This is a genomic window from Streptomyces sp. CBMA156 (assembly GCF_014596515.1).
In the GTDB taxonomy this organism is placed as follows: Bacteria; Actinomycetota; Actinomycetes; order Streptomycetales; family Streptomycetaceae; genus Kitasatospora.
Genome location: NZ_MSJQ01000385.1, coordinates 39,440 through 63,070, shown reverse-complemented (window position 1 = coordinate 63,070; position 23,631 = coordinate 39,440). Strand labels below are relative to the sequence as shown.

Sequence of the window (23,631 nt, the reverse complement as noted above, 5' to 3'; positions counted from 1 at the left end):
GGCCGACGAGCGGAGCGGGCGACGGGGCGATATCAGAGGGGATGATTCCGACGGATGCCTCCGCTGACGCGGCCGCGTCCACCGACGCCACCGACACCGAGGCCGTCACGAACACTCCCGGAGGCCTCACCCGGCGGCAGCTGCTGGGCGCGTCGGCGGCGCTCGGCGGTGCGGCCTGGCTGTTGCGCGGCACCATCGGCCCCGACAGCGCCGAGGCCGCCACGCCCGTACCGCCCGCGTTGCCCGCCGGCACCGAGCTGTACCAGCGGGTCTTCCAGAACTGGTCCGGCGAGATCCGCACCGACCAGCTGTGGACCTGCGCGCCCCGCACCCCCGAGGAGGTCCCGGCCCTCGCCGACTGGGCGCACGCCAACGGCTGGCGGCTGCGCGCCTCCGGCTACCGGCATACCTGGGCGCCGCTCACCGTCGCGGCCGGTACCAGGGAGAGCGCCCGGGTCCTGCTGCTGGACACCAGTCGCCACCTCACGGCCATCAGCGCCGACTCGCCCGGCACCGTCCGGGTGCAGACCGGCGCCACCATGGAGGCGCTGCTCGCACACCTGGCGGGCCGCGGCCTCGGCCTGACCGCCTGCCCGGCCCCCGGCGAGATCACCGTGGGCGGGGTGCTCGCCATCGGAGGCCACGGCACCGCCGTGCCGGCCGCCGGTGAGGTGCGGCCGGAGGGGCACGGCTACGGGTCGGTCAGCAACCAGGTCGTCCGGCTCACCGCCGTCGTCCTCGACCCGGCCACCGGCCGCTACACGCTGCGCGGCTTCGACCGCTCCGAGGCCGACAGCGCCGCCTTCCTGGTGCACCTGGGCCGCGCCTTCCTCACCGAGGTGGTGCTGAGGGCCGGCGCCGACCGGCCGCTGCGCTGCGTCAGCCGGCTCGACATCCCGGCGAGCGATCTCTTCGCCCGCCCGGGCAGCGGCTCCGGCAGCGGTACGGGCAGCGGCACGGGTGCCGGCGCCGGTGCGGGAACCGGTACGGACGGCGGGCTCGGCGGCGTGCTCGGAGGAGTACTGGGCGGTGTCCTCGGCGGCGGAAGCGGCCCGCGTACCTTCGCCGACTTCGTGGAACGCGACGGCCGGGCCGAGGCGATCTGGTTCGCCTACACCGACTACCCCTGGCTCAAGACCTGGAGTGTCTCCCCGAGCAAGCCGTTCGCCTCCCTCGCCGTCGACCACCCGTACAACTACCCCTTCTCGGACAGCATTCCGGAACCGGTCGCCCGGCTCGCCGGCGAGATCGTCACCGGGGCCTGGGCGTCGGCTCCACTGTTCGGCCAACTCCAGTACCTGGTCGCGAAGGTGAGCCTCACCGGGGACATCACGGAGGTGCTGCTCTCCGGCGGGCTGCTCCGCCGACTGCTCAGCGGTGAGGTGCTCACCCACCTGCTGGCGGGCGGACTGCGCTCCGATCTCTGGGGCCCCTCGCGCGCCCTGCTCCAGTACGTCCGCCCGACCACCCTGCGGGTCACCGCCAACGGCTACGCGATCCTCACCAAGCGCGCCGATCTCCAGTGGGTGGTGAGCGAATTCGCCGCCTACTACCGGGAGTTGCTCGCCGCCTACCAGGCCAGGGGCGAGTTCCCGGTGAACGGCGCGGTGGAGATCCGGGCCACCGGCCTGGACGACCCCGCCTCCTCCGGCGTTCCCGGCGCCCGGCCCCCGCTGCTCTCGGCGCTGCGCCCGCGCGCGGACCGCCCCGAGTGGGACACGGCGGTCTGGCTGGACGTCCTCGCCTTCCCCGGTACCCCCGGACTGGAGCGCTTCGCCCGGGAGCTGGAGCAGTGGCTGCTGCGCACCTTCGACGGCACCCGGGCGGGGCTGCGGGTCGAGTGGTCCAAGGGGTGGGCCTACACCGCCGACGCCGCCTGGTCCGATCAGGACCTGCTCGACCGGGCCATTCCCGACAGCCTGCGGGCCGGCGGTGGGCCCGGATGGGATGAGGCGGTCGCCGTCCTGGACCGCCACGACCCGCACCGGGTGTTCGGAAACCCCTTCCTGGACGGACTGTTGAAGTAGCCTGCACCTGATCTGACGAAGCGTCAGATGTGTCAGATGTGCTCCATCACGATCACCGCGAGGGTGTCCGGAGCCAGGGCGCGGAACACGTGCGGGGCGTCGCCCGGGTAGCTCACATAGTCACCCGGGCCCAGCTCGACCGGTGCCTCGGTCGGCCCGACCAGTGCCCGCCCGGCACCGATCAACACGTGCTCGATGGTGCCGGGCATGTGTGGATCGGAGGCCCTGGCCTCGCCCGGCTGCGCCTCGATCCGGTAGATGTCGCGCCGGGCGTTCGGCGGGCAGGAGGAGAGCGCGGTGGCGGCGTATTCGGCGTGCTCGGAGTGGGTCACCGGACCCTCGCCGGCCCGGACCACCCTGACCACCGGGCGTGGCGGGTCGACCAGCCGGCTGAACGGCACGTTCAGTGCGACCCCGAGCGCCCAGAGCGTCTCCACGCTGGGGTTGCCCGCGCCCGACTCCAGTTGGGAGAGCGTGGACTTGGCGATGCCCGCACGCCGCGCCAGTTCGGCCATGGACAGCCCGCTGCGCTCGCGCTCACGCCGGATCGAGGTGGCGATCAGGCCGATCAGCTCGGTGCCGGTGCCGGTGCCGGTGCCGGTGCCAGTCCCGGTGCCGCTGTCGCTGCTGCGACCGCTGCCGTTGGGGCTCGTTGCCGGGGTGGTCTGGTCACTCATGCTCGCCACTCACGCTTTCTCCTGGCCCCTTCCATGGCTTCCATCGCAGTTGCTGCCGTTCATGCTGTCATGGTCGACCCGTCGATGCCGTTCGCTTGATCGGTCCACATGTTCGCCTTGACGAACGCGCCGGGTCGGTTCACTCTAATGAACATGCGTTCGCTTCTCCGAACACTGGAACATGCCACCATCCGTGACATCGCTCTGGTCTGCCTTGCCGACGCCCTCGTCGGCGCCTCCTTCGGTGCGATCGGCGTCTCCGGCGGTCTGCCGCTCTGGGTACCGATCGCGCTCTCCGTCCTGGTTTTCGCCGGCGGCTCCCAGTTCGCGGCGGTCGGCGTGGTGCTGTCCGGCGGCGGCGCCCTCGCCGCGGTCGCCACCGGACTGGTGCTCAACGCCCGACTGCTGCCCTTCGGCTTCGCCGTGGCCGACGTGCTCGGCGGTCCGTGGTGGCGCCGGCTTCTGGGTGCGCACCTGCTCACCGACGAAACCGCGGCCTTCACCCTGCAGCAGAACGAACCGGCCCGGCGTCGGGCCGCCTACTGGCTCTGCGGGATCGCGCTGTTCCTGATCTGGAACCTCTCGGTGCTGCTCGGCGCGGTCGCGGGCGGGCTGATCGGCGACACGGACGCGCTGGGCCTGGACGCGGCCTTCCCCACGGTGCTGCTCGCGCTCGTGCTGCCCTCACTCGCGGACCGTGGGACCCGTACGGCGGCGGTGGCGGGCGCGGTGGTCGCGGTCGCGGCCACGCCGTTCGTCCCGGTCGGAGTGCCGGTGCTGCTCGCCCTCGTCGGGCTGCTGTTCGTGGGGCGGCCCGCGGCGGGGGAGGCCGCGGGGAAGAAGGCGCGGGAGGCCGCGGGCGAACGGAAGACGGCGGACGAACGAAGCCTGGAGTGCCAGGAGAAGGAGGCGGTCCGATGATGCCGTTGTACGCGATCCTGCTGTTCGCGGCCGGAACGTACGCCTTCCGGCTCGCGGGGCCGCTGCTCGGCGGCCGGCTCGCTCTCTCGGAGCGGCTGCGGCACCTGCTGGCCGTCGCGGCCGCGGTCCTGCTGGTGGCCCTGGTCGTGACCGGTGCGCTCACCCAGGGGCACGGCTTCGCGGGGTGGGCCCGTCCGGCGGGCGTGCTGGTTGCCGGAGTGCTCGCCCTGCGCCGGGCGCCGTTCCCGGTGGTGGTCGTCGCCGGCGCGGCGACGACAGCGGTGCTGCGGCTCTGTGGGGTGGGGTGACAGCTGACAGAGTTTGAAATCTGTCATCTGTCATCTGTCATCCGTCGGCTGTCATCTGTTCGCCGTCGCCGCGGCGCCTACGTGACGCGCCGTCGGACGTGTCGCCATCCTCACTCGTTCGAGCCCGTCCACCGCCCGGCCGGGTGCGCGATACTCGCCGGTATCCCGCCGAGAGTACAAGGAGCTTCGATGACGAAGCCGACCCGGATCGACCCGTCCGACCTGCTCGCCGTCGGAGACCTCCTCTCCGACGAGGAACGGCTGATCCGCGACACCGTCCGCCGGTTCACCGAGGAGCGCATCCGCCCGCACATCGGCGACTGGTTCGAACGCGGGGTCTTCCCGGCCCGCGAACTCGCCCCCGAACTCGGCGCACTCGGCGTCCTCGGCATGCACCTCGACGGCTACGGCTGTGCGGGCGCCGACGCGGTGGCGTACGGGGTGGCCTGCATGGAGCTGGAGGCGGCCGACTCCGGGCTGCGCAGCTTCGTCTCCGTCCAGGGTTCGCTCGCCATGCGGTCGATCCACGCCTTCGGCTCGGAGGAGCAGAAGCGGCGCTGGCTGCCCGGCATGGCCGCCGGCGAGCTGATCGGCTGCTTCGGCCTCACCGAACCGGACTTCGGCTCCGACCCGGCCAACATGCGCACCCGGGCGGTGCGCAAGGGTGGCGAGGGCGGCGACTGGGTGCTGTCCGGCAGCAAGATGTGGATCACCAACGGCAGCATCGCCGACGTCGCCGTGGTCTGGGCACAGACCGAGGAGGGGGTGCGCGGCTTCCTGGTGGAGCGCGGTACCCGCGGCCTGACCGCCACCGACGTGCCCGGCAAGCTGTCGCTGCGCGCCTCGGTCACCAGCGAACTGGCCTTCGACGACGTGGTGTTGCCCGCCGACGCGGTGCTGCCCGGGGTGGTCGGCCTGCGCGGACCGCTCTCCTCCCTCAACGAGGCCCGCTACGGCATCCTCTGGGGCACCGTCGGCGCCGGCCGCGACTGCTACACCGCCGCCCTGGACTACGCGAAGAGCCGGATCCAGTTCGACCGCCCGATCGCGGGCTTCCAGCTGACCCAGCAGAAGCTGGTCGAGATGATGCTGGAGGTGGAGAAGGCCTACCTGGTCGCCCTGCGGATCGGCCGGCTGAAGGAGCAGGGCGCGGCCCGCCCGCCACACATCAGCTTCGGCAAGCTCAACAACGTCCGCACCGCACTGGAGATCGCCCGCAGCGCCCGGACCGTCCTCGGGGCCAACGGCATCACCACCGAGTACCCGGTGCTGCGGCACGCCAACAACCTGGAGTCGGTGCTCACCTACGAGGGCACCAGCGAGATCCACACCCTGGTCCTCGGCGAGGCCATCACCGGCGAGTCCGCCTACCACTGACGGGCCCGTCCGTACCTCCCGGGGCCGGGATATCCGGTGGCCGGGCCCGTCGCGGCCCGGCTACCGTCCCTTCCATGAACGGCCCGACCCCGCAGGCCACGCCTTCGAGCGCGCAGGCCACGTCCCCGACCACCACCCTCTGGCGTCCCACCGGCCCCGAGGAACTGGCCCTGGTCGAGGCCGCCGACCGGCGCGCCTGGCCGCCCCGTCTGCCCGAGCAGCCGATCTTCTACCCCGTCCTCAACGAGGACTACGCGATCCGGATCGCCCGCGACTGGAACGTGCCCGCCTCCGGCGTCGGCTACGTCACCCGCTTCAAGGTCGACACCGCCTTCCTCGCCCGCTACCCCGTGCAGCAGGCGGGCGGCCGCACGATCCTCGAACTCTGGGTGCCCGCCGAGGAACTGGCTGAGTTCAACCGGCACATCGTCGGCCGCATCGAGGTCGTGCACGAGTTCCGCCCGCAGCCCTGACCGGAGCGGCGTGGCTTCATCCGGTCGCCGGTCGCCGGTCGCCGGTCGCCGGACGGGCGGACGGGCGGCCACCGGGCCGTCGGACGGGGCCCTTCCGACACCTTGCGGACACCTGAGGTTCGACGGAGTGACGCCGATCCGTACGGCGGCCGGTGAAGCATGGCGCGGTCGGCGGCGCCCTCGGCGGGTGCGGCCGGATGCGCACGACCGAAAGGAACCCCAGCATGTCCGCTGCCCAGTGGCCCCGCCCCCGCGTGCTCGTCGTCGGGATCGACGGCGTCCGCCACGACTACCTGGCGCAGGTGCCGATGCCCCGGCTCCAGGAGGTCGCCGAGGCCGGGTTCCTGGTACCGGTCACCGTCGGGGAGGGCACGCCCACAATGTCAGGGCCGTGCTGGGCCACCATCGTGACCGGGGTCGAGCCCGCCAAGCACGGGGTCTGGGGCAACCACCTGGGCGGCAACCGGCTCGACGTGTTCCCCGACTTCGCCACCCGCCTCAACCGGGGCGACCGCCGCCGCACCTTCGTCGCGGCCGGCTGGGACCCGCTGGTGATCAACGAGTCCGGCGGCCCGCTGTTCCGCGCCCCCGGCCGGCTCTCCTACGTGGCGCCCGCCGAGGAATCCCCCGAGGCCTGGGAAGCCGTGGACGAGGAGGTCACCCGGGAGGCCGTCCACGTCCTCGGAACCGCCGACCCCGAGGCCTCCTTCGTCTACCTCGGCGCCGTCGACGAGACGGCCCACTTCCTGGGCTGCGGCGACGAGTACCGCGCGTCCATGCGGACCGCAGACGAGCGCCTCGGCCGCCTCCTCGACGCCGTCCGCGGCCGGGCGACCCACGCCGAGGAACAGTGGACGGTCATCGTCGTCACCGACCACGGGCACGTGGACGCCGGCGGTCACGGTGGCCGTACGGTCGAGGAGCGGACGGCCTGGGTCGCCTGTGCCGGGCACGGCATCCCGGCAGGCCCGCCCACCGGCGAGATCCGCCACCCGGACGTCGCCGCCCAGGTGTACGCCTCGCTGCTGCGCCCGATCGACCCGCACTGGACCCTCGACGGCCGCCCGTTCCCGGTCGCGCGGCCGGTACCGGCGGAGGTCTGAGCCCGAGGGGCTCCCGGCCTGGGAGGTCCCAGCCGGGCGGTCCGAGTCAGAGTGGCCGAACCCGGGGCCGGCCGCCCGTGCCCCGGGTGCAGCAGGCCGGGCTGCGGCGGCGCCGGGCTTGAGCAAGGCTCGACTGGGACTCGGGTCGTGCTCGACCCGGGGGTGCCACCCTGAGTGCCGGAGCGGCAGATGCCCGGGGCCACGGCGGTCCGGAACCCGCGGTTCTCATGGCCTCTGTCGAACGGCATACGCCTGAAGGTGGAGGACCTACCCCGTGGGTCGGAGCCGAGATCGCGACCTTGTGGTGACGATCCGACGGGTCCGTCCGGGCCACGATGGTGACACCGGGCGGCGGACCGCGCAGACCGGGCCGGTGGCGCAGAGCCGAACGACGTGAACGGCCCTCGGCAGCGGGAACAACAGGCAACGGCCGCATCGGTCACGACACGGGAGAGGACAGCCGGGCATGAAGGGCATCGTGAGCAAGGTCGCGCTGGGAGTAGCCGGCACCGGCATGGCCGTGGCCGTGGCGGCCGTGGCCATCGGCCCGCGGGTGTCCGACTGGTACGACGAGCGCCACCAGCAGCAGGCTGCCTATGACACCGGCACCCAGGCCAAGGCCGACCGTCACACGATGCCGGCCTGGCTGCCCGACAACGCCTCCGGCGTCAAGTACCTGATGTCCACCACCGGCGACGACCGCCTGCTGCGCGCCACCCTTCCGGAGGGGCGGCTGCCCGTCGGCTGCACCGCCGGGCAGCCGGGCAGGGGCGCGCACCCGGTGCCGGAATCGCTCAAGGCGGGCTGGTTCCCCGAGGGCGTCGCGACCAAGGCCAGCGGCACCTGCGGGCACTACAGCGTCGCGCTGAACGGCAACCAGCTCTACGCGTGGCAGGACGGCGCGGCAGTGCAGGCGGCGCTCCGCGCCGAGCACGTCGTCAAGCACTGAGCACGTCGTCAAGCGCTGAGCACGTCGTCAAGCGCTGAGCACGTCGTCAAGCGCTGAGCGCACCGCTCGGGCATCGGCCCTCCCGGTCGCTGCTGACCGATTTCTGATCACCCTTGGCTGTTCCTGATTGCTTCTGGCCAGGGACCGTTACGGCCCGCCGGGCACCGGAAGGTGCGGGCGGGCCGTCGTCGTGGGCGAGCAGGGACCGGCCGGCGGGCGATCGATCCGGGCACACTCCGTGGCCGAACAGGGCCCACCCCCGCTGTCGGAACCGGGCCGGGCTGCGATAGGACGGAGCGCGAACGAATCCCACGTCACCCGTCCGTAAGGAGAACCATGCCCGGCCCGACCGTCGGCCCCACCGACGACACGTCGACCGCAGCCGCCGCCACCCCGTCCGTCCTGCCCGCCCCGTCCCTCCCCGGAACCGCCACCGGATCCGTCGCCGCACCCGCCACCGGCCAGGCCCGCCCCGGCTGGGCCGTGATCGCCGCCCTCGGCGGTCTCACCGCGCTCGGCCCCCTCACCACCGACCTCTACCTCCCGGGCCTGCCCGCGATCGCCGACGACCTGGTCGCCCAGCCGGCCGCCGTCCAGCTCACCCTGACCTTCTCGATGTTCGGGGTCGCGGCCGGGCAGCTGCTCTTCGGACCGCTCAGCGACCGCTTCGGGCGCCGCGTGCCGCTGCTCGTGGGGCTCGTCCTCTACACCCTGGCCAGCGCGGTGTGCGTGTTCGCGCCGAACCTCACGGTGCTGATCGCCGCCCGCTTCGTCCAGGGCGCGGCCGGGTCCGCCGGGCTGGTGATCGGGCGCGCCGTCTCCCGGGACCGCTTCCAGGGCGTCGCGCTGCTGCGCTTCCTCGCCTCGATCGCCCTGATATCCGGACTGGCGCCGATCCTCGCTCCGATCGTCGGCGCGCAGCTGATGCGGTTCACCTCGTGGCGCGGCACCTTCGGCGTGCTCACGGCGCTCGGGCTGCTGCTCACCCTGGTCGCGTTCGGCGTGCTGCGCGAGACGCTGCCGCCGGAGACCCGGGACCGCGGTGGCGTGGGCGCGGCCCTGCGGACGATGGGGCGGTTGCTGCGCAACCTGCCGTTCCTCGGGCTGGCGCTGACCAGCTCGCTCGCCTTCGGGGCGCTGTTCGGCTACATCAGCGGGTCGTCGACGGTGCTCCAGCACGTGTACCAGGTCTCGCCGCAGACCTACAGCCTGCTGTTCGGGCTGAACTCGTTCGCGATCGTGGTGATGACCCAGCTGAACGGGCGGGTGCTGGCGCCGCGCTTCACCCAGCGGGCACTGATGCTCGGCAGCCTCGCGGCGGCGGTCGCCGCGGGGGTGGCGCTGGTGCTGCTGACCACGGTGTGGGACTTCGGGCTGGCCGGCTTCTGCCCGCCGCTGTTCGTGATGATGGGCAGCCTGGGGGTGCTCCTGCCGAACACCGCCGCGCAGGCGCTCGGCATGGTCGAGCCGCAGGTGGCGGGTACGGCGTCGGCGCTGCTCGGGACGGGCAACTTCCTGTGCGGCGCGGTGGTCGCTCCGCTGAGCAGCCTCGGCGGGCAGCCGTCGGCGGTGCTGCTGGCGCTGGTGGTCCTGGTCTGCGGGGTGCTGGCGACGGTGGCGTACCTGGCGCTGTGCCGGCCGGAGCGGTAGCAGAGAGCGGCGAGCGACGAACAGAAACCAGAGGACAGAAACCAGAAACCAGAGGACAGAAAACAGATGACAGCTGACAGATGTTGAAATCTGTCAGCTGTCATCCGTCAGTCGTTACCCGAAGCGGACTCAGGCGATGGAGAAGTCATCCCCGAACACGTTGCCCTGCCCGTACCAGCCGTGCAGGTACACGGTGACGGTGCCGTTGGCGCCGGTGGTGAAGGGGACGGACAGCTTGGTCCAGGTGGAGGAGTTGGCCCAGACGCTGGCGGTGGCACCACCGCTGACGCCGACGTACGCGTAGTTGCCCTGCACCCAACCGCTCAGGGTGTAGCTGGTGTTGGGCTTCAGGGTGACGGTCTGCGCGCACTCGCCGGTCTGGCTCGCGGTGGCCGCGGCCTGGAGCGAGTGGGTGCCGGAGTGGGCCGGGCTGGAGGCCAGGCCGCCGCCGCTCTGGCAGGTCCACGGGGCCAGGCTGCCGCTCTCCAGGTCACCGTTGACCACGGTGGTCGCCGGGCCGGTCCCGGTGACGGTCACCGAGTAGGTCGCGGAGTGGCTGCCGGACGGGCCGGTGGCGTTGATGGTCAGCGGGTAGGTGCCCGGCATCGTGCTCGCGGCGGCGGTGATGTTCAGCGTGGCGCTGTTGCCGGCGGTGACGGTGCCGGGGGTGACGGTGGCGGTGAGGCCGCCGATCGGGACGGTGATGATCGAGAAGTTAAGGCTCTGCGCCGAGCCCGCGGTGACGGCCGTCGTGACGGCCGCGGAGATGGACGAACCGGCCGTGACCGTACCGGAGGTCGGGTTCACGGCGACCGAGAAGTCGTTGCTCGGCTGAGTGCCGTTGACCGTCAGGATGAAGCTGCTGCTGTGGCTGCCGGAGGCCGCCGAACCGGTGATCGTGATCGGGTAACTGCCGGGCGCCGTCGCGGAGGTGGTGCTGATGTTCAGCGTGGCGCTGTTGCCGGCGGTGACACTGCCCGGGGTGACGGTCGCGGTGACGCCCGCAGGGGCGCCGCCGACCGTGAGGTTGACGCTCTGCGCCGAACCCGCCGTCACGGCCGTCGCGATGGTCGCCGACGTGGACGAACCGGCGGTGACCGTACCGGAGTTCGGGCTGGCCGAGATCGAGAAGTCGTTGCTCACCGTCGAGCCGCTGGTGAACGGCGCGAAGATGTGGGTGAAGTCCCAGGTGTTCTGGGCGATCCCGGAGCAGTTGTCGTTGCCCTTGGTGCCCGGGCAGCCGCCGTTGTCACGCTGGAGCGCCCAGAAGGACAGCGTGTTGATGCCCTTGGCGACCGCCCAGTTGTACACGGTGGTGGCGTTGGCCAGGGTGAAGGTCTCGGCCGGGCCGAAGTCGTCGACACCGATCATCTCGGTGATCCCGATCGAACCCCACAGCTGGGCGGGGGTCTTGGACGGGTACAGCCTGGCGAGCTGGTTGTAGAGACCCTGCGCGGAGGTCTGGGTGTCGGCCGCCATGTCGTGGGTGGCGTTGTCGTAGTAGTCGAAGGTCATCATGTTGACGACGTCGATCCGCGCGTTGTTGCTGACCGCGTTCCGCAGCACCGCGAGGCCGCTGTCGGCCAGCCCGGAGGTGGTGGTCGGCAGCGTGTAGGAGAACTGGATGGTCCGGCCCTTGGTGGCGGCCCAGTCCTGGACGAGCTTGATCGCCTTGTTGCGGCGGTCGATCCCACCCGTGTTGGTCAGCGAGTTGTCCTCGATGTCGAGGTCGATCCGGCTGACGTCGTAGGTGGTGATCACGTTCTCGAAGGCGGCCGCGATCTGGTTGACATCGGTGCAGCTGTCGGCCAGCTCGGTGCCGGTGTTGTCGGCGGTGTAGCCACCGAAGGACGGGATCACGTCCCCGCCGTTGGCACGGATGGTCGCGATGTCGGCGCCGAAGGTCGCGGAGGACACCGGCATCGAGGAGTCGCCGTTCCAGTACGGCGTGCAGGAGCCCTTGGTGGCGGCCTGGAGGAACGCCATCGTCAGGTGCTTGGCGCCGGACTGCGCGGCAAGCTGGGCCGGGCTCTGGCCGGTCCAGGCCTCGAAGTAGGGGGCGAAGACCCGGTTGGGGAGCGGGGTGGCGGCCTGGGCGGAGCTCGTCCCGGCGGCGACCAGGCCGGCCGAGGCGACCAGCGTGGCGCAGGCCGTCAACACGGCCTGGACTGTTCGGCGAAGGCGCATGAAATCTCCAACAGACTTGGTGGGGCAGGACGTTGGGGAGGTGCGATCGGTCCGGGCGGCGCAGCAGTGTGGGGTCGGCGGCGTGGTGCCTGGACCGGGTCGGATATCGGGAGCACGAGCGTGCGGGCGGGCGAAGGCTCGCCGGCTCGCGTGGATGCGGGCGGCGTGCGCATGCGCGCGCCGTACGGAGCGGGGGTGGAACGGAACATGGCAGGGCAGTGCCTCAGCCGCCGGTGGCCACACCCCCACAGTGCATCCCGGTCGGATCGACATGCTTATGTTTGGACTAGACCACTGGTCTGTCAAGAGACCTAACAGTTCGTCAGCATACGGTCCGCGCGGCCGAAGGGGGCGAAAGGGCGACCGCGGCGGGTGAGGTGTCGCCGAAGGGGCCGGGAACGAGAAGACCGTGGCCGCGCACCCGGGAAGGGGCGCGGCCACGGCGGCCCGGCGCTCAGGACACCGGGCGGTTCATGGTGGCGCGGATCCACGGTTCTGCGAAACCCGTGGAGCGGCGGAAATGCGGTTCTTCCGAATGCGTGGACCCCGCGTTACTCGCGGACCTTGCGTAATCCGCGGACCCTGCCCGGCCCGCGGACCCGCGGTTCGGCTCAGCGCGTCGGAGGGCAGAGCGTGGCGAGCAGTGCGTCGTTGATCTTCGCGGCGGTGTCGGGTCCGAACCCCTGCGGGTGGTCGGCGGAGGTGAAGCGCTGGCCGGCCAGCTCGACCAACTTCTGCTTGTCCTTGGGGAACTGGTACATCGACTGGCACTGGTTGCGCGCCCGGTCCACGGCCTGCTCGGGCTTGCCGCCGACGATCGCCGGATCGATCGCGTCCAGCGCGGAGACCAGCTTGGCCGTCAGGTCGGTGCCCGGCTTGGCGGGCAGCCCGGCGTCGGCGGGCGGGGCGGGCTTGGCCGGAGCGGGGGCTCCCGAGGCGCCGGCGTCGGGTGCGGGCGCACCGGCGGTGCCATCGGCCGTGGGGGCGGCCGTGCTGTCGGTCGTGGGCGCGGCGGAGTCGGGCGCGGGCGCCTCGGGCGTGGTGGTGGCGCCGGTGGGGGAAGTGGCCGGAGTGGTGGCGGAGGCGGTGGGGGAGCCGGCCGCGGCGGTGGCCTTGCCGGAGTCCGACCCGGAACCGGAGCAGGCAGCGAGGCTCACCGCGGCGAGTGCCGTGAGGGTGGCGGCGAGGAGACGAGTGCGCATGGCGCCCACACTGTCATGTTCGCGGCATGGAAGGGAAGGTCCCTCTACAGGCCGGAGAGGAGGGCTCCGCAACGGCGGACGGCGGCCCGGAGGAAGCTCCTCCGGGCCGCCGCGTTCACGATCCCCGGTCGGTCGGTGGCAACCCGCGCCGGCCGCCGGACGGGCAAACCGCCGGACGGGCAGACCGCCGGACCGGCAAACCGTCAAACCGTCAGGCCGTCCAAGCCGCCGGACCGGCAGGGGCGCCAGGTCGGCCGACCGGCCGTCCGGTCGTCAGCCGAGACCGTTGGACTTCAGCCAGTCCTTGGCCACCGCCGACGGATCCTCCTTGTCCGTCGACACGCGCTTCATCAGCGCCAGCAGCCCGGCGGTGTCGAGCTTGGCCGACACCGCGTTGAGCGCCGCCGTCGCGGTCGCGTTCACGCCCGCCTTGTTGACCAGCGGGGTGACGTTCTGCGCGCCGAAGATGTTCTTCGGGTCGGACAGCGGGACGAGCTTGTACTGGGCGATCTTCGGGTCGGTGGTGAACACGTTGCCGACCTGGATGCTGCCGTCCTTGAGCGCGTTCGCGGTGGTGTCGGCGGTGGGCTTCCACTCCTTGAAGGTCAGCCCGTAGACGTCCTTGAGCTGCTGCTCACGGCGGTTCTTGAACTCCGGCGGCCCTCCGATGGTGAACTCGCCCGCCTTGGCGGCGAGGTCGGCGATGCTCTTGAGGCCGTCCTTGTCGGCGGTCTCCTGGGTGACGCTCAGCGAGTCCTTGTCCTCGGCCGGGGAGGAGTCGAGGATGCCCAGCGAGGCGGGCAGCGTCTTGGCGAGCGCCGCGTTGACGTCCTGGGTGGTGACGGCGGTGGAGTTGGCGTCCAGGTAGGCGAGCAGCGAGCCGTTGTACTCCGGCAGGACGGTCAGGTTCCCGCTCTGCAGCTGCCCGTAGAGCACCTCGCGGCTGCCGATGTTGAACTTCTCCTCGACCTTGATGCCCTTGGCCTTGAGCGCCTGCGAGTAGATCGAGCCGAGCAGGACGTTCTCGGGGAAGTTCGCCGAGCCGACCACCACCGTCGACCCTGAGCCGCCCGCCCCGCCTGTTGAGGTCGCGGTGCTCGAACCCCCGCCGAGCGGGTCGCCGCCGCCGGAGGAACCGCAGGCGGTGGCGCCGAGGGCGAGCGCGGCGAGGGTGCCGAGGACGACGGCGCGACGGCTTCGGTTGATTGTCGACATGGTGACAGATGTCCTTCCGGGACGAGTGAGAGGAGGGGAGGAGATCAGCGGGGCCGCTGGGCGCGCACCCCGGGCGGGAGCGCGAACCGGGCGAGCAGGGCGAAGAACAGCTGGGCGCCGACCGCGAGCAGCACCACCAGCAGCGCACCGCCCACGGTCACGGCGTACTTGCGGGTCGCCAGCCCGTCGATGACGTAGCGGCCGAGCCCGCCCAGGCCGACGTAGGCGGCCACCGTGGCGGTCGCGATCACCTGCACGGTCGCGGTGCGGAAGCCCGCCAGCAGGGTCGGCGCGGCCGAGGGCAGGCAGACCTGCCGCAGTACCTGCGGGTGGGTCAGTCCGATGCCGCGCGCGGCGTCCCGGACGTCCGGGTCGGTGCCGCGCACCCCCTCGACGGCGGCCACCAGCAGCGGCGGCGCGGCCAGGGCGACCAGCGGGATCAGGACCGCGGTGTCGCCGACCCCGGCGAGCAGCACCGCCAGCGTCACCAGGCCGAGGGTGGGCAGCGCGCGGGCGGCGCCGGCGAGCGCGGTCACCACGGTGACGCCGCGCCCGGTGTAGCCGATCAGCAGCCCGAGCGGGACGGCGAGCAGCGTCGCGTACAGCAGGGCCTCGCCGGAGAGCAGCAGGTGTTCGGAGACCCGGTGCACGATCGAGTCCGGCCCGCTGAGGTGGTCCGGAGCGGTGAAGAAGTCGCTCAGCCAGTTCAGCCAGTTCACGAGCCCGCTCCCTTCTCCCGGACGGCCCAGGGCGCGAGCAGCCGTCGGGCGGCCACCAGCACCAGGTCGACGGCCAGCGCCAGGACGGCGATCAGCGCGATGCCGGCCACGATCGGGGTCGGGAAGGTGCGCTGGAAGCCGTCGATGAACAGGTAGCCGAGCCCGCCGCGCCCGACCAGCGCGCCGACGCTGGCCAGCGAGATGCTGGACACCGCAGCGACCCGCAGTCCGGCGATCAGGTACGGCACGGCGGCGGGCAGCTCGACCGAGGTCAGCCGGTGCCACGGCCCGTACCCCATCGCGGTGGCGGCCTGCCGGACGGCGTCAGGGACGGCGCGCAGCCCGTCCACGGTGGTCGGCAGCAGGACGGCGAGGGCGTAGAAGGTGAGCGGGATCATCACGGTCGCCTGGGTGGCGAGCCCGGTGTACGGGATCAGCACCACGAACACGGCCAGCGAGGGCAGCGCGTAGACGATGTTGAAGACGGCGGACAGCGGCTGGTAGAGCCGCGGGAAGCGGGCGCAGGCCAGGCCGAGCGGGACGGCCAGCAGCAGACCGATGAGCACGGGGACGAGGGCGATCACGGCGTGGTCGGCGAGCAGGTGGCCGAGGTAGCCGACGTGGTCGCCGATCCAGTACCAGCGGACGATCGGTTCATCGTCCACCGTCGGCTCCGTCCGTGCCGTCCGTCGTGTCCGTGCCGCCCGGGTCGTCCGTGCCGCCAGTGCCACCTGTGCCGCCCGCGCGGCCCGGGTCGTCCGATCGGCTTCCGGCGGTCGGGGACTTGCCGATGCGGACGGGCGCGTCGGCGGCCGTCGGATCGGGGGCCTCGGGTCGCAGCGCCGCGAGGACGGCCTCGCGGCTCGCGGTGCCGGTGGCCCGGCCGTCGGCGTCCAGCGCGACCGCGGCCCCGGCGGGGGAGAGGACGGTAGCGTCCAGCGCGCTGCGCAGGGTGTCGGTGTCCGGGCGGAATCCGGCCGCCGGGTGCAGCTCGGCGGTGACGGCGTCGCGGTCGATCCAGCCGATCGGGCGCCGCCCGTCATCCAGGGCCAACTCCCAGCCCCCGTACCGGAGTCCGTCGCTCACGGGGCGGATCTCGACGGCGCTCGCGGGGCGCAGGGCGAGGCCGCGCAGGCCCCGGTCGCGACCGAGGAAGGCGGCCACGCCCTCGTCGGCGGGGGTGGTGAGCAGGGTGTGCGGGTCGGCCAGCTGGGCGATCCGGCCGTGCTCGCGCAGCACCACCACCTGGTCGCCGAGCCGGACGGCCTCCTCGATGTCGTGGGTGACGAACAGCACCGTCTTGTGCAGCTCGGACTGGAGCCGGAGCAGCTCCTCCTGGAGCCCGGCCCGCACCACCGGGTCGACGGCGCTGAACGGTTCGTCCATCAGCAGCACCGGCGGGTCGGCGGCCAGCGCCCGCGCCACGCCGACCCGCTGCTGCTGGCCGCCGGACAGCTGGAACGGGTACCGCTTGGCGGTCTCCGGCGCGAGCCCGACCAGTTCGAGCAGTTCGGCGGCGCGGGCACGGGCCTTCTTGCGGTCCCAGCCGAGCAGGTAGGGGACGGTGGCGATGTTGTCGATCACCTTGCGGTGCGGGAAGAGCCCGGCCTGCTGGATCACGTACCCGATGCCACGGCGAAGCTTGGCCGGTTCCAGCTTCGCGACGTCCGTGTCGTCCAGCAGGACCCGGCCCGAGGTGGGCTCGACCATCCGGTTGACCATGCGCAGCAGGGTGGTCTTCCCGCAGCCGGACGGTCCGACCAGGACGGTTATCCGACCGGTCGGGACCTCCAGGTCCAGGCCCTCGACTGCGATGGTGCCGTCGGGGTGGCGCTTTCCGGCGCCGTCGAATCTGATCACGTGGAGTTTCCTCGTCAGGGCGCCCCGGGGAGGCGGCGCCTGGGTCGGTCGGTCGTTCGGTCGGGTCGATCGGTGGCGGCGGTTTGAAGCGCCCGGGCGTACTTCCGCCCGCGTGGCTGCCCAGCTTTGGACCGGCGGAAACTCTGATCAGACTATGACCTGCATCATCTCCTGTCCCTGATTTACCGTCCGGCACGCGGTGCGGCCCCTGGCTCAGCCGCCCTGACGGGTCGGTAGTCCGGCGGCCTCCCAGCCGACGAAACCGCCGTCCAGGTCGGTCGCCCGGTGCAGCCCCAGTTCGCGCAGCGAGGCGGCGGCGAGGCTGGAGGCGTAGCCCTCGGAGCAGACCACGATCACCTCGACGTCGTAGCCCGAGGCCTCGGGGATCCGGTGACTGCCCGTCGGATCGAGCCGCCACTCCAGCACGTTGCGCTCGATGATCAGCGAGCCGGGGATCTCCCCCTCGGCCGCCCGCTGCGCCGCCGGACGGATGTCCACCAGCAGCGCGCCGTCCAGCTGGGCCTGGTACGCATCGCGGGCACGCGGGCGGTGGACGCCCTCCCGGGCCCGCTCCACCAGGTCGTCGATCGTGGTCACCATTGTTCCGGTCCTTCCTCGGAGGTGCGGACGAGCCCGCCGGCCCGCAGGTCGTAGTGCGCCATCGAACTCAGCGGCGGCGAGTAGGCGTGCAGGGTGACGGCGGGGCCGACGGCGGTGTTGCGCACGTCGTGCACGTACTCGGGGCCGAAGGCACGGGCGGTGCCGGCCGGGACCCGGCGGATCAGCAGGCCCTGGTCGGGCCCGCCGAGTGACAGCTCCTCCAACTCGCCGAGGGCGACGGTGAACGCGCCGCGCGAGCCGCCGTGGTCGTGGAAGCCGGTGGACTGGCCGGGCAGCCAGCTGATCAGCCACACCTCGTGGTCCTCGTCGGCGGCCAGGCGGCGGTACCAGCGCTCCTCGGTGGAGAGGCGGACGTGGTGGATCCACTCCTCGGGCCGCTCGGCCAGCTCGCGGACGATGGTCCGCAGGGTGCTGGGGGTGAGCGGTGCGGTGGTCCGCGCCTGCCCGGTGGCCGGCGTGGGTGGTGGCTCCGGGGTGGGCGTCGGGTCCGTGGCCGTGTCCGTGGTGGCCGTGGCCGTGCCCCTGTCCGTGGGCGGGGTGGTGCTGTCGGTTGGCCGGGTGTCGGGGCTGATGCTCGGGCTCGGGCTCATGAGGGCGTCCTCGGATGCGGCGGGAACGTCGGGGGGAGGCGCCCGGCCTCCGGCGGCAGCGGGCGGGCGCGGGCCGGCGGAGCGGCCAGGCACGCACGGGTGCGCCGGAACGGGGCGGGAAGTCAGAACTGCGGGTGCGGGTGCGCGGCGCGGGCCCTGGCAGACGTCACAGGGTGGGACCGGCGGGAGAGAACAAGGTCAACAGGCACAGATGGAACTCGCCTGGCGTCGCAGATCGACGTGCAGGCGGCAGACCAGAGTGGCGCCGGAGTCCATGCGCCGGATCCTTCCCGAGCGAACCGGACGAAGTCAAGCCGAGCCGACGGCCCGCCGTCGCCCCCGGGTGCTGTCCGCCTCCGGGGCCTACCCCGCCACCGTCGATCGCGCACCCCGGGTGCCCGGATTCACCCGGACGAGTAAGAAGGCGACTCCTGGGGTAGATCAGCTTCCCATCGCCCCCGGGCACGCCCGCGTGTCCGCGCCACAAGATCGCTCCAGACGCGTTGACGCCGACGTATTGTCAGGCCACCGAGGCCGGGCCTACCGTCTACAGATCGCTTTCTACGCACGTAGACCCTGTGGCTCCCGCGTGGACCCGCAGGGCAGACCCGCCCCGTCAACCCTCAGACCGCGGGCCCGACCGCACGGCCGGACCGCGGAGTTGCGGAGGTACCCATGTCGCAGATCGTCCGTGCCGCGCTCGTCCAGACCCGCTGGACCGGTGACCAGGAGAGCATGATCGCGCTCCACGAGCGGTACGCCCGCGAGGCCGCCGCCCAGGGCGCGAAGATCATCGGCTTCCAGGAGGTCTTCAACTCCCCGTACTTCTGTCAGGTCCAGGAGGCCGAGCACTACCGCTGGGCCGAGGCGGTCCCGGACGGCCCGACCGTGCGCCGGATGCGGGACCTCGCGCGCGAACTCGGGCTGGTGATGGTCGTCCCGGTCTACGAGGAGGAGCAGACCGGCGTCTACTACAACACCGCCGCCGTCATCGACGCCGACGGGAGCTACCTCGGCAAGTACCGCAAGCACCACATCCCGCAGGTCAAGGGCTTCTGGGAGAAGTACTACTTCAAGCCCGGCAACCTCGGCTGGCCGGTGTTCGACACCGCCGTCGGCAGGGTCGGGGTCTACATCTGCTACGACCGCCACTTCCCCGAGGGCTGGCGCGCCCTGGGCCTGGCCGGCGCGCAGATCGTCTACAACCCCTCCGCCACCAGCCGGGGTCTGTCCGCCTACCTCTGGCAGCTCGAACAGCCCGCCGCGGCCGTCGCCAACGAGTACTTCGTCGCCGCGATCAACCGCGTCGGCACCGAGGAGTACGGCGACAACGACTTCTACGGCACCTCCTACTTCGTGGACCCGCGCGGCCGGTTCGTCGGCGAGGTCGCCTCCGACAAGGAGGAGGAACTCGTCGTCCGGGACCTCGACCTCGGCCTGATCGAACAGGTCCGCCAGCAGTGGGCGTTCTACCGCGACCGCCGGCCCGACGCCTACGGACCGCTCGCCGAGGCGTGAGGAGCAGCGCGATGACCACCAGTGACCCGCGCCGGCGCACCGTCGTCAGCGGCGGCCTCGTCATCACCGCCACCGAGGAACTCCACGCCGACGTCCTGATCGAGGGCGAACGCATCGCCGCCCTCGCCACCACCGGCAGCTCCGCCGCCGAGGCCTGGACCGCCGACACCGTCATCGACGCCACCGGCCACTACGTCATCCCGGGCGGCGTCGACGCCCACACCCACATGGAGCTGCCGTTCGGCGGCACCGCGGCCTCCGACACCTTCGAGACCGGCACCCGCGCCGCCGCCTGGGGCGGCACCACCACCATCGTCGACTTCGCCGTCCAGCCGGTCGGCGGCTCGCTGCGCGAGGGCCTGGACACCTGGCACGCCAAGGCCGAGGGCAACTGCGCCGTCGACTACGCCTTCCACACCATCGTCTCCGACGTCAACGACGGTGTGCTGAAGGAGATGGACGCCCTCGTGGACTCCGGCGAGTCCACCTCGTTCAAGCTCTTCATGGCCTACCCCGGCGTCTTCTACAGCGACGACGGCCGCATCCTGCGCGCCATGCAGCGCAGTGCCGTCAACGGCGGGCTGATCATGATGCACGCGGAGAACGGCATCGCCATCGACGTCCTGGTCGAACAGGCGCTCGCGGCAGGGAAGACCGCCCCCCGGTACCACGGCGAGGTCCGCCGCGAACTGCTGGAGGCCGAGGCCACCCACCGGGCGATCAAGCTCGCCCAGGTGGCCGGCAGCCCGCTCTACGTCGTGCACGTCTCCGCCGCCGCCGCGCTCGCCGAACTCACCACGGCCAGGGACGCCGGGCACAACGTCTTCGGCGAGACCTGCCCGCAGTACCTCTTCCTCTCCACCGACAACCTCGCCGAGGAGGGTGCCGACGGCTTCGAGGGCGCCAAGTACGTGTGCAGCACGCCGCTGCGGCCGCGTGAGCACCAGGAGGCGCTCTGGCGCGGGCTGCGCACCAACGACCTCCAGGTGGTCTCCACCGACCACTGCCCGTTCTGCTTCGCCGGCCAGAAGGAACTGGGCCGCGGCGACTTCTCGAAGATCCCCAACGGCCTGCCGGGCGTGGAGAACCGGATGGACCTGCTCCACCAGGCCGTGGTGGACGGGCACATCAGCCGGCGCCGCTGGGTCGAGATCGCCTGCACCACCCCGGCCCGGATGTTCGGCCTGCACCCGCGCAAGGGCACCATCGCGCCGGGCGCCGACGCCGACCTGGTGGTCTACGATCCCGCCGCCGTGCAGACCGTCTCCGCCGTGACCCACCACATGAACGTGGACTACTCGGCCTACGAGGGACGCCGGCTCACCGGCCGGGCGCGGACGGTGATGTCGCGCGGCACCGTGGTGCTGGACGGCGGGGAGTGGCTCGGCCGGGCCGGGCACGGGGCCTTCCTGCGCCGGGACACCTGCCAGTACCTGGTCTGAGACCTCCTCTCCCGCTTCCCGTCCCCGCGCCCGTGCAGGTCCACCCGTGGCCGCCCGCCCGGCCGCCCCACCGGCGGTCGGGCGGGCGGCCGAACCCCTCATCTGGAGCCCCTCATGGACATCGGCCTCGTCCTTCAGACCGACCCGCCCGCCCGGCTGCTCATCGACCGGATGGTCCGGGCCGAACAGGCCGGGTTCAGCCACGGCTGGACCTTCGACTCCTGCGTGCTGTGGCAGGAGCCCTTCGTCATCTACAGCCGGATCCTCGCCGAGACCGAGCGGATCACCGTCGGCCCGATGGTCACCAACCCCTCCACCCGCACCTGGGAGGTGACCGCCTCCCTGTTCGCCACGCTCAACGACATGTACGGCAACCGGACCGTCTGCGGCATCGGCCGCGGCGACTCCGCCATGCGGGTGGCCGGGCGGAGTCCCGCCACCCTCGCCCGGCTCTCCGAAGCCATGCACGCCATCAAGGAGCTGGCCGAGGGGCGCACCGCCGAGGTGGACGGCGTCGAGATGCACCTGCCGTGGATCCGCCCCGGTGCGTCGCTGCCGATCTGGATGGGCGCTTACGGGCCGAAGGCACTGAACCTGACCGGTCGTCAAGCTGACGGATTCATCCTCCAGTTGGCCGATCCCTATCTGACCGAGTTCATGGTCAAGGCGGTGCGGGCCGCCGCCGTCGAGGCCGGCCGGGACCCGGACTCGCTCACCATCTGCGTCGCCGCACCCGCCTACGTCACCGCCGACGACTCGCCCGGGGCCCTCGCCCACGCCCGGGAGCAGTGCCGCTGGTTCGGCGGAATGGTCGGCAACCACGTGGCCGACCTGGTCAGCCACTACGGCGAGCACTCCGACCTGGTGCCGGAGGAACTCACCGACTACATCAAGGACCGCCAGGGCTACGACTACAGCCACCACGGGCGGGCCGGGAACCCGGACACCGCCTTCGTCCCGGACGGGATCGTGGACCGCTTCTGCCTGATCGGCCCGGCCGAGGTGCAGCGGGCCCGGCTGGCGGAACTCCGCTCGCTCGGCGTCGACCAGTTCGCCGTCTACGCCATGCACGACGCCATCGAGGCCACCATCGACGCCTACGGGACGGATGTCATCCCGCACCTGTGACGTCCCGCCCGCGATCCACGCTCGGAACCGGCTTGAGAACCTGCCCGTGAGCCCGCCCGTGACCCCCACCTGAACCCAGCCGTGGCCTCGCCCGCGGCGGACGGGAGTTGCCCGTGCCCGACACCGAGACCAGCGGCGGCAGACAGCGGCAGCACCCCGACGGCCGGGTCGAACTCGACCCGGCCGACGTGGAGTTGCGTCCCAACGGCTTCACCAGCGACGACCTGCGGCCGGTGCCGGTGTCGCGGCGCACCTGGACCACGTACAACTTCCTCGCGCTCTGGGTCGGCATGGCCCACAACATCCCGTCGTGGACCCTGGCTTCGGGCCTGGTCGCGCTCGGCATGGACTGGAAGCAGGCGGTGCTGACCATCGCGCTCGCCAACCTGATCGTGCTGGTGCCGATGCTGCTCACCGGGCACGCCGGCACCAAGTACGGCATTCCCTTCCCGGTGTTCGCCCGCGCCGCCTTCGGGCTGCGCGGCGCCAACCTGCCCGCGCTGCTGCGGGCGGCGGTGGCCTGTGCCTGGTTCGGCATCCAGACCTGGATCGGCGGCGAGGGCATCTTCCTGCTGGCGGGCAAGATGATCGGTGAATCCTGGCGCACAGCAGGTGAGTTCGGCGGATACCCGTGGACGCAGTGGCTCTCCTTCCTGCTGTTCTGGCTGATCGAGATGGCCCTGATCGCGCGGGGGATGGAGGCGCTTCGGCGGTTCGAGAACTGGGCGGCGCCGTTCGTCATCGCCGGTGCGCTCGCGCTGCTGGTGTGGATCACCGTCAAGGCGGGCGGGTTCGGTCCGCTGCTCGACCAGCCGTCCGGGCTGGGGTGGGGCGGTGGCTTCTGGAAGGTCTTCTTCCCGGCGCTGATGGGCATGATCGGGTTCTGGTCCACCCTGTCGCTGAACATCCCCGACTTCACCCGTTTCGGCGGCAGTCAGCGCGCCCAGATCCGCGGGCAGGCGCTCGGTCTGCCGACGACCATGACGCTCTTCGCGTTCCTGTCCGTGCTGGTCACCTCGGGCTCCCAGGCGGTGTACGGGGCGCCGGTGTGGGACCCGATCCAGCTGGCCGCCAAGATGGAGAACCCGGTCGGCATCCTGTTCGCGCTGCTGACCGTCCTGGTCGCGACGCTGTCGGTGAACATCGCCGCCAACGTCGTCTCGCCGGCCTACGACCTCGCCAACCTGCTGCCCCGCTTCGTCACTTTCCGTACCGGGGCGCTGATCACGGGGGTGGTCGGGATCGCGATCCTCCCGTGGCGGCTGATCTCCGATCCGCACGTGTACATCTACACCTGGCTGGGCGTGGTCGGCGGTCTGCTCGGCACCGTCGGCGGCGTGCTGATCGCGGACTACTGGGCGCTGCGGCGCACCCGCCTCCGGCTCGCCGACCTCTACCGCCCCGGCGGGGCGTACTGGTACGCGGCCGGGTGGAACTGGCGGGCCGTCACGGCGCTGCTGGTGGGTGGCGTGCTGGCGGTCGGCGGTTCGTACTCCACCGTCGACGGCCACGGTGCGAAGCAGGGCCCCTTCCCGGCCGACGGCCTGATCCCCGTCCTCAAGCCGCTCGCCGACTACGGCTGGGCGGTCGGCCTGACGGCGTCGGCCACGGTCTACCTCCTCCTCAACCTCCGCAACCTCCGCCGCCGGGCATCGGTCTGAGGG

At 72.1% G+C, this 23,631-nt stretch carries 22 protein-coding genes; 12 read left to right on the top strand and 10 right to left on the bottom strand.

Going from position 1 to position 23,631, the window contains the following annotated elements:
- Nucleotides 1-41: 41 nt before the first annotated feature.
- The gene (locus BU198_RS34050) at nt 42-2,027 is read left to right on the top strand and encodes a cholesterol oxidase substrate-binding domain-containing protein (protein ID WP_188300709.1); all 1,986 of its coding nucleotides are present in this window, start codon (nt 42-44) and stop codon (nt 2,025-2,027) included.
- 32 nt (nt 2,028-2,059) lie between these two features.
- Here the strand turns inward: BU198_RS34050 and BU198_RS34045 are convergent, their stop codons facing one another.
- The gene (locus tag BU198_RS34045; RefSeq protein ID WP_188300708.1) at nt 2,060-2,704 is read right to left on the bottom strand and encodes a helix-turn-helix domain-containing protein; all 645 of its coding nucleotides are present in this window, start codon (nt 2,702-2,704) and stop codon (nt 2,060-2,062) included.
- Between the two features lie 153 nt (nt 2,705-2,857).
- Here BU198_RS34045 and BU198_RS34040 point away from each other — a divergent pair, with 153 nt between their 5' ends.
- From BU198_RS34040 to BU198_RS34010, 7 genes are all read left to right on the top strand, one after another.
- Nucleotides 2,858-3,625 carry an AzlC family ABC transporter permease gene (locus tag BU198_RS34040; RefSeq protein WP_188300707.1) on the top strand — a complete coding sequence of 256 codons (768 nt, stop codon included), beginning with the start codon at nt 2,858-2,860 and terminating at the stop codon, nt 3,623-3,625.
- On the top strand, nt 3,625-3,933 hold the full coding sequence (locus BU198_RS34035; protein WP_401085281.1) for an AzlD domain-containing protein: 309 nt from the start codon (nt 3,625-3,627) through the stop codon (nt 3,931-3,933). Before BU198_RS34040 ends, BU198_RS34035 begins: the two co-directional genes overlap by 1 nt.
- A gap of 189 nt (nt 3,934-4,122) precedes the next feature.
- Nucleotides 4,123-5,310 carry an acyl-CoA dehydrogenase family protein gene (locus tag BU198_RS34030; protein WP_188300705.1) on the top strand — a complete coding sequence of 396 codons (1,188 nt, stop codon included), beginning with the start codon at nt 4,123-4,125 and terminating at the stop codon, nt 5,308-5,310.
- Between the two features lie 74 nt (nt 5,311-5,384).
- Complete coding sequence (locus BU198_RS34025; protein WP_188300704.1) at nt 5,385-5,783, top strand: ADP-ribosylation/crystallin J1; 399 nt, start codon at nt 5,385-5,387, stop codon at nt 5,781-5,783.
- Nucleotides 5,784-6,007: 224 nt separating this feature from the next.
- Nucleotides 6,008-6,886, top strand: a complete 879-nt coding sequence (locus BU198_RS34020; protein ID WP_188300703.1) for an alkaline phosphatase family protein — start codon at nt 6,008-6,010, stop codon at nt 6,884-6,886.
- A gap of 466 nt (nt 6,887-7,352) precedes the next feature.
- Nucleotides 7,353-7,835, top strand: coding sequence for a hypothetical protein (locus tag BU198_RS34015; protein ID WP_188300702.1), 483 nt, complete (start codon nt 7,353-7,355; stop codon nt 7,833-7,835).
- Nucleotides 7,836-8,171: 336 nt separating this feature from the next.
- Complete coding sequence (locus BU198_RS34010; protein ID WP_188300701.1) at nt 8,172-9,485, top strand: multidrug effflux MFS transporter; 1,314 nt, start codon at nt 8,172-8,174, stop codon at nt 9,483-9,485.
- A gap of 129 nt (nt 9,486-9,614) precedes the next feature.
- On the opposite strand, the gene BU198_RS34005 is transcribed toward BU198_RS34010, so the two are convergent.
- The 9 genes from BU198_RS34005 to BU198_RS44360 form a co-directional block, all read right to left on the bottom strand.
- The gene (locus BU198_RS34005) at nt 9,615-11,672 is read right to left on the bottom strand and encodes a glycosyl hydrolase family 18 protein (protein WP_188300700.1); all 2,058 of its coding nucleotides are present in this window, start codon (nt 11,670-11,672) and stop codon (nt 9,615-9,617) included.
- Nucleotides 11,673-12,283: 611 nt separating this feature from the next.
- Complete coding sequence (locus BU198_RS34000; protein ID WP_188300699.1) at nt 12,284-12,874, bottom strand: hypothetical protein; 591 nt, start codon at nt 12,872-12,874, stop codon at nt 12,284-12,286.
- 273 nt (nt 12,875-13,147) lie between these two features.
- Nucleotides 13,148-14,089, bottom strand: coding sequence for an ABC transporter substrate-binding protein (locus BU198_RS33995; protein WP_188300698.1), 942 nt, complete (start codon nt 14,087-14,089; stop codon nt 13,148-13,150).
- A 44-nt stretch (nt 14,090-14,133) separates the two neighbouring features.
- Nucleotides 14,134-14,808, bottom strand: coding sequence for an ABC transporter permease (locus BU198_RS33990; RefSeq protein ID WP_188300697.1), 675 nt, complete (start codon nt 14,806-14,808; stop codon nt 14,134-14,136).
- Nucleotides 14,805-15,473 carry an ABC transporter permease gene (locus tag BU198_RS33985; protein WP_188300696.1) on the bottom strand — a complete coding sequence of 223 codons (669 nt, stop codon included), beginning with the start codon at nt 15,471-15,473 and terminating at the stop codon, nt 14,805-14,807. The genes BU198_RS33990 and BU198_RS33985 overlap by 4 nt, the downstream gene beginning before the upstream one ends.
- Nucleotides 15,463-16,668, bottom strand: a complete 1,206-nt coding sequence (locus BU198_RS33980; protein ID WP_188300695.1) for an ABC transporter ATP-binding protein — start codon at nt 16,666-16,668, stop codon at nt 15,463-15,465. Before BU198_RS33980 ends, BU198_RS33985 begins: the two co-directional genes overlap by 11 nt.
- 213 nt (nt 16,669-16,881) lie before the next feature.
- Nucleotides 16,882-17,268 carry a rhodanese-like domain-containing protein gene (locus BU198_RS33975; RefSeq protein ID WP_188300694.1) on the bottom strand — a complete coding sequence of 129 codons (387 nt, stop codon included), beginning with the start codon at nt 17,266-17,268 and terminating at the stop codon, nt 16,882-16,884.
- Nucleotides 17,262-17,879, bottom strand: a complete 618-nt coding sequence (locus BU198_RS33970; RefSeq protein WP_188300693.1) for a cysteine dioxygenase — start codon at nt 17,877-17,879, stop codon at nt 17,262-17,264. The genes BU198_RS33975 and BU198_RS33970 overlap by 7 nt, the downstream gene beginning before the upstream one ends.
- A gap of 198 nt (nt 17,880-18,077) precedes the next feature.
- Nucleotides 18,078-18,155, bottom strand: coding sequence for a putative leader peptide (locus tag BU198_RS44360; RefSeq protein ID WP_107086570.1), 78 nt, complete (start codon nt 18,153-18,155; stop codon nt 18,078-18,080).
- A 399-nt stretch (nt 18,156-18,554) separates the two neighbouring features.
- Here BU198_RS44360 and BU198_RS33965 point away from each other — a divergent pair, with 399 nt between their 5' ends.
- The 4 genes from BU198_RS33965 (at nt 18,555) to BU198_RS33950 (ending at nt 23,628) form a co-directional block, all read left to right on the top strand.
- On the top strand, nt 18,555-19,397 hold the full coding sequence (locus BU198_RS33965; protein WP_188300692.1) for a nitrilase-related carbon-nitrogen hydrolase: 843 nt from the start codon (nt 18,555-18,557) through the stop codon (nt 19,395-19,397).
- An 11-nt stretch (nt 19,398-19,408) separates the two neighbouring features.
- The gene (gene hydA, locus BU198_RS33960; protein WP_188300691.1) at nt 19,409-20,839 is read left to right on the top strand and encodes a dihydropyrimidinase; all 1,431 of its coding nucleotides are present in this window, start codon (nt 19,409-19,411) and stop codon (nt 20,837-20,839) included.
- A 114-nt stretch (nt 20,840-20,953) separates the two neighbouring features.
- Complete coding sequence (locus tag BU198_RS33955) at nt 20,954-21,967, top strand: TIGR03842 family LLM class F420-dependent oxidoreductase (RefSeq protein ID WP_188300690.1); 1,014 nt, start codon at nt 20,954-20,956, stop codon at nt 21,965-21,967.
- Between the two features lie 113 nt (nt 21,968-22,080).
- The gene (locus BU198_RS33950) at nt 22,081-23,628 is read left to right on the top strand and encodes an NCS1 family nucleobase:cation symporter-1 (RefSeq protein WP_188300689.1); all 1,548 of its coding nucleotides are present in this window, start codon (nt 22,081-22,083) and stop codon (nt 23,626-23,628) included.
- Nucleotides 23,629-23,631 lie beyond the last annotated feature (3 nt).